Origin of the sequence: Brytella acorum, assembly GCF_029309905.1 — a bacterium.
Taxonomy (GTDB): Bacteria; Pseudomonadota; Alphaproteobacteria; order Acetobacterales; family Acetobacteraceae; genus Brytella; species Brytella acorum.
This window is the reverse complement of sequence record NZ_JARBJP010000010.1, coordinates 1-14,140: the sequence shown is the minus strand read 5'-3', so window position 1 is coordinate 14,140 and position 14,140 is coordinate 1. Positions and strand designations below refer to the sequence as shown.

The following is a 14,140-nucleotide window of genomic DNA, read 5'->3' as shown; positions in this document are numbered from 1 at the left end:
GGTGGTGGCATCCATGGTGAAATCCTTGAAACGTGGCCGTCAGAGCGAAAGCATCAACGCAGGTAAGAGGCCTGACGCATCGTCCGCGTCGTGGAAGCCTGCGACGCCGACAACGCCTGATCCACGGTCATCTGGCCCGACAGCGCGGCGGCGATGGTCTGGCCGACCTGCGTTCCGATGGCCTGGAACTGCGGGATGCTGACGAACTGGGCGCCCGTATAGGGACGCGGCTCGGCGGTCTGGCCGTTCGGATCGGAATTCGCAATCGCGTTCTTCACGAAAGCCGCGAAGGGGGCGGCCTTCTGATAGTCCGGGTTGTCGTAGGTCGACTGCCGGGTTCCGGCCGGAACGGCGACCCAGCCTTTTTCCCTGGCGACGAGCTGGACATATTCCTTCGACGTCGCCCAGGTCACGAAAGTCTGCGCGTCTTCGGTATGCTTCGAACTGGCCGGGATCGCCAGGTTCCAGCTCCACAGCCAGGTCGGCCCCTTGCCGTAGGCGCCTTTGGGCGAAGCCGCGAAGCCGACCTTGTCCGCGACCTGGGACTGCTTCGGATCGAACAGAAGGCCGCCGGCGACCGTGGAATCGATCCAGATGCCGCAATGCCCGCTTGCGAACAGCGCAAGATTCTCATTGAAACCGTTCGAGGTCGCGCCCGGAGGGCCATCAGCTTTCAGGGCCGAGACGTACCAGTTGATGGCGGCCTTCCATGCCGCGCTGTCCAGCATGGGCTTCCAGCCATTGCCGAACCACTGACCGCCGAAGCTGTTCACCATCGACGTCACGAAAGCCATGTTTTCGCCCCAGCCCGGCTTGCCGCGCAGACAGATGCCGTAAACCTGGTTCGATTTGTCGGTGATCTTGTCGGCGAACTGGCGGATCTGGTCATAGGTGGGGCTCTCGGGCATCTTGAGCCCGGCCTTCTCGAACAGGTCCTTGCGGTAATAGGTCATCACGCTTTCGGCGTAGAACGGCAGCGCATAGAGCTTGTCCTGATAGGTCAGGCCGGAGCGCACGGCGGGCAGGATATCGTTGACGTCATAGGCGGCGGTCGGCGCGATCTCGGCGAGCCATTTCTGCTTGGCCCAGATCGGCACCTCGTAGTTGCCGATGGTCATGATGTCGAACTGCCCCGCTCCCGTCGCGACGTCGGTCGTGACGCGCTGGCGCAGGATGTTTTCCTCGAGCGTCACCCAGTTCAGGTGAATGGTCGGGTGCGTTTTCTCGAATTCCTTCGAAAGCTGCCGCATGATGATCATGTCGCCGTTATTGACCGTCGCGATCGTCAGGGTGCTGTCCGCCTGCGCCGCCGACAAACCGGAACCGAGCGCCGTCCCGGCGATGAGAACGGAGAGAACAGTCTTGCGGCAAAAGGAACTGAAAGCAAACATAGCGTCTTGTCCTTCAAGAGCGGCCCGTCGGGCAGTCGCATCCGGCGGAGTGATAAAGCGGTAAACGATGGTAAAACGCCTCAAAGTCGGGGGGACGTCGTCCCGTCTCCGTTCGCAACCGCGTCATCCGCGGTTGCCATGCGTCGGCGATAACGCAACTGGTTGACATGCATCTCGCGCGCGATCGCGCTCTTGGCGCGGTGATAGGCTCGCGTGCGGGGATCGGGACGGATCTCCTCCCCCTCGTGGCTCATCGCGTTCATCGCGGTGTGCATGTCCGAAAAAACGCCCGAGGCGACCGCGCCGAGGATCGCAGCACCCAGCAGGACGGCGTCCGGTTCCCGCGGCAGCAGAATACGACAGCCGGTCGCATTGGCGTGCTCTCTCAGGAAGAGGGCGTTTTTCGTCCATCCGCCGGTCGCGAAAATCGTGTCGATCGCATAGCCCTCGTCGTTCAGGGCATCGATGATGTCGCGCGTGCCATAGGCGAGGCCCTGGATGGTGGCGAGATAGAGCCGCGCCAGATCATCCGCCGTCGCCGACATCGGCAGCCCGTCGATCGCGCCGCGCAGGGACGGGTCCGCATAGGGCGAGCGATTGCCATGGAAATCCGGCAGGACATGCAGGTTGGCCGTGATCGCGCCAGGAAGATCGCGCGCCTCCAGCGCCTCGACGCGCTCATTGAGCAGGGCGAAAACGCTCCGCTCCTCGGCCTTGGCCTGCGCCTTCAGCGCGGCACCCGCCGCATGGGTATCCACCACGAAATCCACGAGCGAACCGACCGCGGACTGTCCGGCCTCGTTAAGCCACATGCCGGGCAGCATGGCTTCGGCATAAGGCCCCCAGACCCCCTTCACGAAACGGGCTTCGGGCGAGACCGCCATGTGACAGCTCGACGTCCCGCAGATCAGCGCGAGACTCTGGTTGAGCGTCACGCCCTCCTCCCCATCCGTGCGCGCCGCGCCGAGCAGGCCGATGCCGCCCGCATGGGCATCGATGGCCGACACTCCGACGGGAATACCGGCACGCAGCCCGAGTTCCGCCGCCGCCGAAGCACTCAGACCATCCCCGACCGTACCGCCGAGGGACCGGATGTCGCGCCCGATGCGCGAGAAGCCCTCATCAGCCAGTTCGCCGAGGCCGATGGCGCGAAAATAGGCTTCGTCCCAGCGCCCTTCATGGGCGAGATAGGTCCATTTGCAGGCCGTGGAACAGGCGGAGCGCGAAGAGGCGCCGGTCGCGCGCCACGTCAGAAAATCGGGAAGGTCGAAAAACCAGGCAGCGCGCTCGAAAACGTCCGGCAGATGCCGCTTCAGCCAGACGAGCTTGGGGGTCTCCATCTCCGGTGAGATGGTACCTCCGACAAAACGCAGGACTTCATGGCCACCCGCGTTGATTTCATCGGCTTCGGCGACCGCGCGATGATCCGCCCACAGAATGATGTCCTGCCCTGGCGCGCCCTTCGGATCGACGGAAAGTGCTTCGCCCTCGGCTCCGACCACTACGAGGGAACAGGTCGCATCGAAACCGATGCCCACCACCGAAACATCCCCCGCGAGAGCGACGGCCTCGCGCACGCTGTAGCATACCGCCGACCAGATATCGGCCGAGGACTGCTGAGCGAAATCCGGAGCCGGATGCCAGGTACGGATAGGGGTGACGACGGAAGCGCGCTTGCGGCCGTCCAGGGCGAATACACCTGCCCGCGCGCTTCCCGTCCCCACATCAATCCCGATGACAACATCCATACTCGCCGTCCATATCCCACATTCTTACGACGATAACGGATAGAACGTTATATATATCCCGTATAGAGTTATTTTATCACTCGGGATAACTATTCTGTGCGGGTTCAAAGGCATGCCCGCAGACGCGACACGACGAGAGGCAGCATTCCTGCATGCTGCCTCTCGAATATCATCTTCAAACGAGGCGAATGGCCGCCCCGGAACTGTCCGTCACGCTTTAAACGGAGTGCGTTTTGCTCTCGCGCGCCCAGAAACGAAGCGCACGGCAGCTTTGAATGAAAGCTTTCATGTCACCGGCGGCTGAGAGAGAGATGATCCCGTCATCCTTGTCGGCCGACGTAATCCCCCCTTTCGCGAGCATGGACTCCGCGTCGCGTCCGTAGCCGATGAACTTTGCATGGGCGTAGGCATCCGCCACGAAATCCCGTGCCGTCGCCTCACCGGCGAGCCGCTTCGCGCCGTCGGCCGAAGGCAGCAGGACAACGGCATCATACAGGACGGAAGGAGCGCCGACGATTTTCTGCCCGGCCGCGAGCAGCTTGCCGTCGGTCGTTTTCACGCCGCCCACTTCAGGCGCGATGAGCTCCACATTGGCGCCTTCCGCCTTCGCGGCTTCCAGTAGCGCCTTCAGAAGTTCCGCATCGGTTCCATCCGTCACCACGACACCGATCTTGCGACCGGCGAAGCTGTCAGGACCGTTTTTGAGAATGCTCAGCCTGTCCGAAGGCGGGAGGCCGGTCAGCGGCTTGCGCGCGGGAGGAGCGGCCTCCGGCAGGGCTTCCAGTCGCAATCCGGCCGCGACGGCCTTCGCCAGATCCTCGTCCACGTTGCGCAGATGCGCGACGACGCGCGAACGGATCGCCGGTGTCTGACACTTGCTGAGTTCGAAGACGAACGCATTCTTGATATGCGTCCGCTCCGTCGAGGTCTGGCTCATCAGAAACTGACGGGCCTGACTGTAATGATCGGCGAAGAGTTCTCCACGTTCGCGGGTCTTGCGGCCTTCGAGCGCCTCTTCGTAATGGCGATAGCCGCGCTGCGGGTTTTCGCGCGGCCCCTGCCCCCATGAATTGGGCTCGTAATTCGCACGTCCTTTCGGGTTGTGCATGGCCATGTGCCCGTCCTGCTGAAAATTATGGAACGGGCATTTCGGCGCGTTTATGGGGATATGCGTGAAATTCGGGCCGCCCAGACGCTTCGTCTGCGTGTCGAGATACGAGAAATTGCGCCCCTGAAGCAGGGGATCGTTCGTAAACCCGATGCCTGGCACGACATTCTGCGTACAGAAAGCAACCTGTTCGGTTTCCGCGAAGAAATTATCGACGACACGGTTCAGCACCATCCGCCCCACACGGCGCACCGGCACCAGTTCCTCGGGGATCAGCTTCGTGGCGTCGAGGATGTCGAAATCGAATGAATCCGCGAATGCGTCGTCGAAAAGCTGGACGCCCAGCTCCCATTCCGGGAAATCGCCGGACTGAATGGCGTCCCACAGATCCCGGCGATGGAAGTCCGGATCGGCGCCATTGATCTTCAGAGCCTCGTTCCACACCACCGACTGCAAGCCCGATTTCGGCTTCCAGTGGAATTTCACGTAAGTCGACTTCCCTTCCGCATTGATGAGACGGAAACTATGGACGCCGAATCCTTCCATGAACCGGAAGGAGCGCGGGATCGCACGGTCGGACATCACCCACATGAGCATATGGACCGTCTCGGGCGAGAGAGACGCGAAATCCCAGAAATTGTCATGGGCGGACTGCGCCTGGGGAAACCCGCTATCGGGCTCTTCCTTGACGGCATGCACCATGTCAGGAAACTTCATCGCGTCCTGGATGAAGAAGACCGGCATGTTGTTCCCGACGAGGTCCCAGTTGCCTTCCTCGGTATAGAATTTCACGGCGAAACCGCGCACGTCGCGCGCGAGATCGGACGACCCCTTCGCTCCGGCGACCGTTGAAAAACGTGTGAAAACCGGCACCTGAACGCCGGTTTTGCCAAGAACGCTCGCTGTCGTGTATTCGGCCAGCGAGTCCGTCAATTCGAAAAAGCCGTGGGCCGCGTAGCCGCGCGCATGGACGACGCGCTCGGGAATACGCTCGTGGTCGAAATGAAAGATCTTCTCGCGAAAATGGAAGTCTTCCATAAGAGACGCGCCGCGCGGACCCGCCTTGAGGGTGTTCTGATCGTCCGCGACAGGCACGCCCTGCTGGGTGGTGAGGGTCGGGGTCTCACCTTTTGCGGTCTGGTGCGTCGCTCCCTGCGGACCGCGCTCCACCGTCTGGTCGCCAATCGTGACTTCGATCCGGTTGTCGGCCCGTTTATCGGCGCTATCGGCCATGATGTCTGCCTCCGTCTTTCGAAGAACGCCCGATCCATGACCGCGCGCTCCTGCCACTGCGAGTTCGTGCCCACGAAAAATGCGGGCGATGGAACTAGAAAGGACCGGCGCGCCAAATGTTCCCCGAATTCTTTTCCCCCATGGAGCATAGAGCGTCTCCGGACATGCGAATCTCCAAAAACCGCGAATGGTCCTCAATGCCGGAGACGTTGGGAAACCGCGCCATTGGAGAGACGTTGGTTCCGGCATCGACGCGTTCCAGCGCATAGAGGAGCTGACCGTGCCGGATCCCTATCCCGGCCTTTCGCTCCGACCTCTGCGGAACGGTCCATAAAAACAGATTGATCCGGTTTCCAGACCGGTAAGGCAGGCAGGGGCCACATGAATCAGACGTCACTTTTTCACCGGCACCAATTTTTGCGGCACAGATTTTTGTTTTCAGGTGTCGGCCTGTTCACTCTGCTCATCGTCCTGCTGATTATTTTCTGGTCCTGGGACTGGTTCGTCCCTCTGGTCAACCGCAAGGCGACGGCCGCGCTCGGTCGCCCCACCACGATCGCCCATCTTCATGTCCGGCTCGGTTTCGTCACGCGCGTCACGGTGGACGATCTCAAAAGCGAGCAGCCCAAGGGCTTCGAGAACGAGAACGCGCCCTTCTTCACGGCGCAGCACGCCACCGTAAAATTCGACGTCTGGAACTATATTGTTCACCGACGGATCTTCATTCCGCTTATAGCGCTCGATACACCGCGCGCGGACATCCGGCGTCGCGCCGACGGGACGAACAACTACACGTTCGGAACGTCCGACAGTTCGAGCACCGACACGTCCAGCACGGGATTTTCGCCTTCGTCCCTGAAGGAGCTTCAGATCAGTGACGGCCATGTGCGCCTCCGCGATGACAGGCTGAAGGCCGACATGAACACGGCCCTGCACACCACGCCGCCGGCGGGCACGGGCGATCGTGGCACGATCGTCGCGGATACGACCGGTCGTTACGCCAACCAGCCCATCGAAGGCCATTTCGTCGGAGGCGCACTCCTGTCTCTCACGGATGCCGCAAGCCCCTACCCCGTCGATCTGAACATCCATAACGGCCCGACGCACGCCACACTCAAAGGCACGGTCGATGATCCGATGGCTTTCAAGGGCACGAAGCTGAAGCTGCATTTTTCCGGACCGGACATGGCGCTGCTCTATCCGCTCACCGGCATCCCCATTCCCCGCACGCCCGCTTATGACATCACCGGCAGGCTTGATTACACGGAGAAACGTATTCGTTTCGACGATTTCGCGGGCAAAATGGGTTCGAGCGACATCGGCGGCACGGTCGTCATAGATCCCCATCAGAAAGTGCCTTTCGTCGAGGCCGCGCTGCACTCGCACCGGGTCGATATCGAGGATCTGAGCGGTTTCATCGGCGGCAAACCGGGACCGGCCACAGCCAGCGAGAAAAAGGCGGACGCGAAGGACCCCAACGTCCTGCCCGACACGCCGATCGACGTGCCCAAACTCAATGCCGTCAATGCTCACGTCACCTATAAGGGCGACCGCATCCAGAACAAGCGCGTCCCGTTGGACAATATCGATGCGGAGGTTTCCGTCCAGGACGGCGCGATCGACCTGAAAAAACTGAACTTTGCCGTCGGCAAGGGCACGCTCGCGAGCACGGCCACCCTCACCCCCGGCAAAGGCGGCTTCACGACCAGAGCAAAGTTCGACTTCCGCCAGATCGACCTTGCGCATATCGTAAGCACAACCACCGGCACGCCCGCCGAAGGTGGGGTGATCGGCGGCAATTTCACGCTCAATTCAACAGGCAACTCGCTGGCTTCGCTTATGGCCAACGGCAATGGCGGACTGACGCTGGTGCTGGACCGTGGCGGCGACATCTCGGCCCTGCTGCCTGAAATCCTCGGCCTCCAGCTTGGCAACGCCCTGCTCTCGGCGCTGGGGCTGCCAAGCCACACGCAGCTCGATTGCTTCATCGCGGACATGCCGCTGCGCAATGGCGTGGTGGACACCAGGACGCTGCTTCTGGAGACCAGGGAAACCCGTACGCTGGGGCGAGGTTCGATCAGCTTCAGAAGCAACAGTCTCGATTATTCCCTGACGACACGGGCCATCCATCCCACGATCCTGTCCATCCCCGGTGCCTTCAACATCACGGGGCCGCTCAAATCGCCAACGGTGCTTCCCGGCGCCGAGATCATCGGGCGCACGGCCGCCGCCGTCGGGCTGGGCTTCGTATTCCCGCCGCTGGCCCTGCTGCCGACCATCCAGCTCGGCGTCGGCAAAGGTTCGCGCTGCGAAGCTGCCGTGCAGGCCGTGAACGCCAATCCCGCCGCGGGCATCAAGCCCGGTGGCGTGACGCAGGCGCGCGCCGCCGACCAGAACGGCAAAGGCGCAACCACCGTCACATCGCCCTCTCACGCGAAGGGCGCCAAGGCCAGCCCGGCATCCGTTCGCGCGGCCTGGAAGAAGAAACTCGACAAGGCCGGACACTGAACGCGCCCAGCCGAACCGGATGTGAAGAGATCACGCATAGATGGGGGTCCTGGGCCGTTTCGTGGCGAAGCGTGACATCTCCTCGCTCCATGGGTCTTCCCCGAACGGGTCCGGTCGCGTTCATAGCGGGCATCAATCCTTGTCTTTGATGCCGACCGACAAAGTCAACGGATGCCATCGCGCAAAATCCTGCTGCAAAAAAGCGATTTCTCCCTCTGCGTAACGCAGGGCATCGGCCCCCAGAAGAAGGCATCGCGGCGGCTCCATCGCCTCGACTGCTGTCATAATCGCTTTGGCCGCGAGTACGGGGTCGTTGGGCTCCTCGCCCTGATGCCCGGTCAGAATGGCGCGCGCTTCATGCGCCGTCCTGGCATAATCCGGGATATTCTCCAGGGAATCTTCCAGAGCGCCGCCCGCGAAACCGGTTCGCAGCCCGCCGGGCGCGACGTTGATCACCTTGATGCCGAGCGGCTCGACCTCCATGGCCAGCGTCCGCCCGATGCACTCCATCGCGAATTTCGTCGCGCCGTAAATTCCGGTGCCGGACCAGGCCGCAAGGCCGCTGACCGAGGTGATATTGACGATATGCCCCGATCCGCGCGCGCGCATGGCCGGAAGAACGGCCTTGATCACCGCCAGCGGCCCGAAAACGTTGATATCGAAAATATCGCGCACCTGTTGCAGGGAGGTCTCCTCGATAGCGCCCGTCAGCCCGTATCCGGCATTGTTGACGACCACATCCAGCGTTCCGGCCCATTGCTCGGCGTCTTTCACGGCAGCCCCGACAGCTTCCTCGTCAGCGAGATCGAGCGTGAGCGGACGCAGGCGCGCGCCATGACGTTCCCGAAGATCAAACGCGGCCCCATCGCGGCGCGAAGTGCCGACGACACGGTCTCCGGCTGACAGGACCTCGTCAGCCAGCGCCCGCCCGAGGCCGCCTGAAATTCCGGTGATGAACCATGTTCTCATCGTCGCGATACCTGCCTGCGGTCAGAAACTATAACCGATCGTGCCGACGAACTGACGCGGCGCGATATACTGCTCACTGGTCTGGTTCGTGCCGTACGGATCGGTAAAACGCGAGTTCACGCCTGCGGTATTCGCAAGATTGGTCGCAGCGAAAGACATCTTCCACTGGCTTGCCCGCGGCTTGTATTCGAGGAAAGCATTGAAGATGAAATAGGCGGGCACGTGATCGAGCAGCGGATTGTCGATAATCCGGGCCGCGTAATTGCCGCGATAGATGTACTGCGCCCGCGTCATGAGCGTGCCCCCAGGCACGTTCCACAGATAGGACGCGGAAAGGGACGCCTGTATGTTCGGCATGCCCGGCGCCTGATTCCCCCTGACGTCGGGCGCGGAAGCTTCGACAGCTGCCCAGCATGCACGGCTGTAATACTGGCCGCCATAAGCGCAGGCAGGTGAAGACGCATAGGCGGCATTTACAGTCGAGGCATCGAGCGATCTGTAATTCGAGGTGATCCGGCTCTTCTCGAGCGTCAGCGAGCCGTCGATCCTCAGACGGTCGTGAAGAGCCACATATGCGCTTTCCATCTCGATCCCGTATAGCGCGACCTTTGGCACGTTCGCGATACCGTAGGCATAGGGATATGGATCGTCGGCGATATACTGCATGTTGCGATAATTGGCGTAAAAAGCCGCGATATTGAACATGAACTGGTGATCGAAAAACCAGTTCTTCGCACCGATCTCGTAGTTGAGAATACGCTCGGCCTTGAATTCCTGACTGATGACCTTGGCCGTCGGATTTCCATTCACGCCGCCGGGTTTGTAACCCGTGCCGACGGAAAAATAGGCCATGCTTTCGATCTTCGCGGAAGGCCGCGTCAGATCGTAATCGAGTTCGGCTTTCCAGGTCGGGATTTTCGTCGAGAAACTATGCTGGCTGGAACTGTTCCCGAAAGCCGAAAACCCGTCGCTGTTCGAACTGTACCGGTCATAATTGAAGCGGGCGCCGCCTTTGAGGTGGAGACGATCCGTGATGTGGTAACCCAGCTCGACGTAAGGCTGCACCGCAAAGCGCGTCGCCGTCTGCTTGTTGCCGTAGGTCAGAGTGGAAGGCGCGTGCGTCATGACGTTTTCGGGAACCGGATAGTCCGGCCAGCCAGTATAACCCATGCCGCCGAATTCGTTGACATAAGCGTGTCCGCGCTGCCCCATCAGAAACAACCCGACCTCCCAGTCGATCGGCATTGCCTTGCGGGATTTGAGCGTGATCGTCTCGGAATAGTTGTTCATCGTGTTGTCATTGTCCGGCAGAACGTCATACCGACCCAGAATGCGTTCGCTCACATGGGCATTGTCGTATTGCTCGTGATTATGCATGTGCTGCGCCGCCGTCACGGAGGTCAACTCGACGAGCGATGTCTTCCAGTCCAGGTTCAGGTGATAGAGGGAACTGGCCAGGGAACTCCGAGCGGGATAGTCCTGATTAACGACGCGCGGATTGATCGCGGTGTCGATGATATTCTTCTGCTCCGCGCCATGCGGCGTGGCATTGTACCACTGCCCCGTCAACGTCGCCGTGAAGTTCCTGAACGGCTCCCACTTGATGGCCAGCTTCCCGGCATTGTCCTGGGCATCGTCGAGATCGTACCGCCCAAGATAAGGCGAGGTCGCGTGCGCGAAACCGCTATGGGTATAGGACTGAAACGAGCCGCGAATGGCGAGATTGCTGGTGAGCGGCACATTGAGCTGCGCACGGCCCCGCGCGAGGTTGTAATCGCCGCCCGATGCCTCGACCTTGCCGGAAATGCGATCGAAGGTCGGGTCCGCCGTATTCATCACGATCGCGCCGCCCGGCGCGCTCTGCCCGTACTGGGTGGCCTGCGGCCCGCGATACACTTCGATGGATTCAAGATCGAACAAGGTCTGATCGAGCGAGACCGAGTTGGCGATATAGACGCCATCGATATAGACAGCCACGCCCGTCGAGGTCGTCAGCGTGTTCTGGGCCGTCTGCATGCCCACCCCACGGATCTGAATATTGGTCTGGTAGCCGGCGGTCTTGGCGATGTTCAGGCCAGGCGCCAGACCGTTCAGGCCGGACAGGCTCGTCACGTTCTGATGATCGAGGGTCGATGCGCTGATGGTCGTGACAGAGGTCGGCGTCTTCTGGACATCCACCGTACGAGCGATCGCACGCACCTGAATGGTCTCCGGCTTGTCCTGGACCTTCGAGGCCATGGGAGCCTTGCCCCCCGTCACCTTCCGGCCATCCGCGATTTTCCTTGCCGCCTTGCCCGATATCGTCTGCGCGCCCGCTTCTGTCACGAGGCCGAGCGAGACGATCAGGGACAGGGCACTGCTGTTCAACGCGATATGACGGAGCCACGAACCTTTGCGCATGAGCTTCTCCTTGCGTTGCATTCTGACACCGCAGGCGCGAACCGCAACTGCAGCATGCAAAGAGACTAAAGGGCAGCAGAAAAAACCTTCTTGCTTCTGGCGTCCGCGTTATGTTCTGAAAACGAAATAGGTTGCAGGATTAACGTTCCGTTACCGCATCAGAGATCCAGAACCAGACGTCGGGTTTTCGCGCCCGAACAACAGATCATCATGGTCTCGCCCCGAGCCTGCTCCTCTGCTGTCATGACGCTGTCGCGATGATCCGCGACACCTTCGATCAGACGTGTCTCACACATGCCGCACACACCTTCCGCACAGGAAAATATCGCACTGACGCCTGCCGCACGCACGGCTTCCAGGATGGTCTGGCCTTCACCAACCTGAACGGTGCACCCGGTCCTGGCCAGAACGACTTCGAAATTACCCCCCTTGGCGGGCGCAGCCACCGCCGCAAAGTGCTCCCGATGGCGCTGGAATTGCGGCAATACCCCGAATGCGGCATCGAAATCGTCCATCATCCGCGCCGGACCGCAACAGTAAACATGGCTGTCCGGCGCACAGGCCTGTGCGAGAGCTTCGAACGAAAGGCGCGCCCGCCCTTCCTGCGGAAAATACGTCTTCAGCTTTGAGGTCCCGCACTTGCGGATTTCCGCCACGAAAGCCGCGTCATTCTCTGTGGCCGCCGCATAATGCATCTCCCAGGAAGCACCGATCTGCATAAGGCGCTGCGCCAGAGACCAGATGGGTGCGATACCGATCCCGCCCGCGATGAGGACATGGTGCGGCGCAGGCTCGAACAGAGCAAAGCGATCGCGCGGCGCGCTGATCTCCAGTCTGTCGCCAACGGCGATATGGCTGTGAATCCACGCCGACCCACCGCGGCCCTGAGGCTCGAGCAGGACCGCAATCTCATAACGGTCTCGTGTGCCGGGCGCATTTGTCAGAGAATATTGCCGGATCAGCCCCTGTTCGCAGGGGATATGGAGGTCGATATGCGCACCCGCCACAACCGGCGTCAAAGACGCGCCGTTCTCAGGTTTCAGCGTGATGCCGAGTATCCGGTGTGTCAACGCGACGAGCCGGGTCACACGCACCGGCAGGATCGGATCGGTCATAGCAAGCTCGCCGCAATTGGAAGTGTTGAACATGTCCTCCTTCTGACAATCATCGGCAGTCGCATAAAAACAAGATGGACGACGGGCTTGTGCGCGCATGTCAAGGATTGGGGCGCTCTGGCACAATTCTCTGACCGGCCCTTATGATTATGATGTTGCGAAAAAGGATCGTTCCGGTCCCATGAGTTTTTATGATGCGGAGGTTTCACCCATGGTTCTGATGTGCGACTCTGGCCCGACGCGCCCTCTCGTTGCGCCCAAAACCCTCCATCACCTCAAGGCCGTCCCCCGGAACGTGCATTGGGGGTATTTCGACGCTTCCCTCGCTCCGGCCCTCATCGTCGAATCCGGCGATCTGATTCAGGCCGAAGCCCTGACGCATCACGCCGGTGACGACCCCACGCTCCTGATGGACGAGGCGATGCACGCAATCTGGAGCGCCATTCCTGAGGCGGACCGCCATCCGGGCGTGCATCTGATGACGGGTCCGATCCATGTGCGCGATGCCAGACCCGGCGACATGCTGGAAGTCCGGTACCTCGCCATGACCCCGCGGTTTCGTTACGGCTCCAACCTCGCTGCCCACTGGGGGCAGCTTTACACCGAACTCGGCGAACGCGAGCGCGTCACGATCTATGACCTCGATGCGGCCACAAACACGGCTCAGGCCCTGTATGCCTATGACGTCCATGAAAAATACCTGACGCCGGGCCGTATCACGGACTGTCCGGAATGCGACCGGCAACCGGCCCTGGCGGGCTTGCGCGTTCCCGTCCGCCCCCATCTGGGGACAGCAGGCGTCGCTCCGGACGTCCTCGGACGCGTCAGCACCATCCCGCCCGGTCTGCACGGCGGCAACATCGACAACTGGCGGATCGGCGCCGGGGCCACGATGTATTACAAGGTCCAGGTCGATGGCGCCCTGTTCTCGATCGGAGATCCGCATATCAGCCAGGGCGACGGGGAAATCAGCGGCACGGCCATCGAAGCGTCGCTCGATGTGCTGTTCCAGGTCATCCTGCGGCGCGATTTCACCTTCCGTTCACCGCTTCTCGAAACACCGGAGCACTTCATCGTTCATGGCTTTGGAGACAGCCTCGACGTAGCAGCGAAGGAAGCCTCTCTCGACATGCTTTCGCTGCTCAGGGAAACCGGCCTCTCGTCGGACGACGCCTATTCGCTTCTGTCCGTTTCCGGCGATCTCGGGGTCACGCAGGTCGTTGACGGCACCGTCGGCGCCCATATGAAAATCCAGCGCGACATCCTGCCTCACGCCCGAAAATCCTGACCTCGCAAGGGAGCGCGATTGTGAGCCCTGAATCTGCGCGGCGCCGCGAAATCGGGCTGATGGCGGCCTGCACCATCGGGGCCATGACCGGCGTCACACCCGTCGTCATGATCACCTTCGGCCTGTTTCTTGCCCCGATCGCCGAGGCGTTCCACTGGTCGCGCGGCTTCGTGAGCACGGCCTTTCTCATGCTTTCCCTCGGCATGGCCGCTGGTTCGCCCATCGCCGGGCGCATCTCCGATCACTTCGGAGCCCGGCGCACGATCCTCGCGGGTTTCATCCTCTATGGGGCTCTGTTGCGGAATTTGATATGTAGACGTGATACTTCCTTTGAGGCTCTATTCTTTACTGAATGGCCTGCGTGAAGGGGATTCCGAGCG

At 61.3% G+C, this 14,140-nt stretch carries 9 protein-coding genes; 3 read left to right on the top strand and 6 right to left on the bottom strand.

The genetic code is table 11. From position 1 onward, the window contains the following. Nucleotides 1–53: 53 nt before the first annotated feature. The 3 genes from PWM43_RS12975 to PWM43_RS12965 all read right to left on the bottom strand — a co-directional run bounded on the left by PWM43_RS12975 (nucleotide 54) and on the right by PWM43_RS12965 (nucleotide 5,480). Nucleotides 54–1,391, bottom strand: a complete 1,338-nt coding sequence (locus tag PWM43_RS12975; protein WP_289842948.1) for an ABC transporter substrate-binding protein — start codon at nucleotides 1,389–1,391, stop codon at nucleotides 54–56. A gap of 80 nt (nucleotides 1,392–1,471) precedes the next feature. Then, nucleotides 1,472–3,139 (bottom strand): FGGY-family carbohydrate kinase, encoded by a 1,668-nt coding sequence (locus PWM43_RS12970; RefSeq protein WP_289842947.1) that lies wholly within the window; start codon nucleotides 3,137–3,139, stop codon nucleotides 1,472–1,474. 217 nt (nucleotides 3,140–3,356) lie between these two features. Continuing rightward, on the bottom strand, nucleotides 3,357–5,480 hold the full coding sequence (locus PWM43_RS12965; protein ID WP_289842946.1) for a catalase: 2,124 nt from the start codon (nucleotides 5,478–5,480) through the stop codon (nucleotides 3,357–3,359). A gap of 417 nt (nucleotides 5,481–5,897) precedes the next feature. Here PWM43_RS12965 and PWM43_RS12960 point away from each other — a divergent pair, with 417 nt between their 5' ends. Further along, entirely contained in the window at nucleotides 5,898–7,988 is a 2,091-nt protein-coding gene (locus tag PWM43_RS12960; RefSeq protein ID WP_289842945.1) for an AsmA family protein, read from the top strand. A 132-nt stretch (nucleotides 7,989–8,120) separates the two neighbouring features. Here the strand turns inward: PWM43_RS12960 and PWM43_RS12955 are convergent, their stop codons facing one another. The 3 genes from PWM43_RS12955 to PWM43_RS12945 all read right to left on the bottom strand — a co-directional run bounded on the left by PWM43_RS12955 (nucleotide 8,121) and on the right by PWM43_RS12945 (nucleotide 12,505). Next, nucleotides 8,121–8,957, bottom strand: a complete 837-nt coding sequence (locus tag PWM43_RS12955) for an oxidoreductase (RefSeq protein WP_289842944.1) — start codon at nucleotides 8,955–8,957, stop codon at nucleotides 8,121–8,123. Nucleotides 8,958–8,978: 21 nt separating this feature from the next. After that, nucleotides 8,979–11,357, bottom strand: coding sequence for a TonB-dependent receptor (locus PWM43_RS12950; RefSeq protein ID WP_289842943.1), 2,379 nt, complete (start codon nucleotides 11,355–11,357; stop codon nucleotides 8,979–8,981). A 158-nt stretch (nucleotides 11,358–11,515) separates the two neighbouring features. Further along, nucleotides 11,516–12,505, bottom strand: coding sequence for a PDR/VanB family oxidoreductase (locus PWM43_RS12945; RefSeq protein ID WP_289842942.1), 990 nt, complete (start codon nucleotides 12,503–12,505; stop codon nucleotides 11,516–11,518). A 148-nt stretch (nucleotides 12,506–12,653) separates the two neighbouring features. Between PWM43_RS12945 and PWM43_RS12940 the strand changes: the two genes are divergently transcribed. Together PWM43_RS12940 and PWM43_RS12935 are read left to right on the top strand one after the other, a co-directional pair. After that, nucleotides 12,654–13,760, top strand: coding sequence for an acetamidase/formamidase family protein (locus PWM43_RS12940; RefSeq protein ID WP_289842941.1), 1,107 nt, complete (start codon nucleotides 12,654–12,656; stop codon nucleotides 13,758–13,760). Between the two features lie 20 nt (nucleotides 13,761–13,780). Continuing rightward, nucleotides 13,781–14,125 (top strand): MFS transporter, encoded by a 345-nt coding sequence (locus tag PWM43_RS12935; protein ID WP_289842940.1) that lies wholly within the window; start codon nucleotides 13,781–13,783, stop codon nucleotides 14,123–14,125. Nucleotides 14,126–14,140 lie beyond the last annotated feature (15 nt).

Bases quoted from the DNA above. Each gene is read 5' to 3' on its own strand.
- PWM43_RS12950 (WP_289842943.1), bottom strand. From the start codon at position 11,357: ATGCGCAAAGGTTCGTGGCTCCGTCATATCGCGTTGAACAGCAGTGCC.
- PWM43_RS12965 (WP_289842946.1), bottom strand. From the start codon at position 5,480: ATGGCCGATAGCGCCGATAAACGGGCCGACAACCGGATCGAAGTCACG.
- PWM43_RS12955 (WP_289842944.1), bottom strand. From the start codon at position 8,957: ATGAGAACATGGTTCATCACCGGAATTTCAGGCGGCCTCGGGCGGGCG.
- PWM43_RS12975 (WP_289842948.1), bottom strand. From the start codon at position 1,391: ATGTTTGCTTTCAGTTCCTTTTGCCGCAAGACTGTTCTCTCCGTTCTC.
- PWM43_RS12940 (WP_289842941.1), top strand. From the start codon at position 12,654: ATGAGTTTTTATGATGCGGAGGTTTCACCCATGGTTCTGATGTGCGAC.
- PWM43_RS12970 (WP_289842947.1), bottom strand. From the start codon at position 3,139: ATGGATGTTGTCATCGGGATTGATGTGGGGACGGGAAGCGCGCGGGCA.
- PWM43_RS12945 (WP_289842942.1), bottom strand. From the start codon at position 12,505: ATGTTCAACACTTCCAATTGCGGCGAGCTTGCTATGACCGATCCGATC.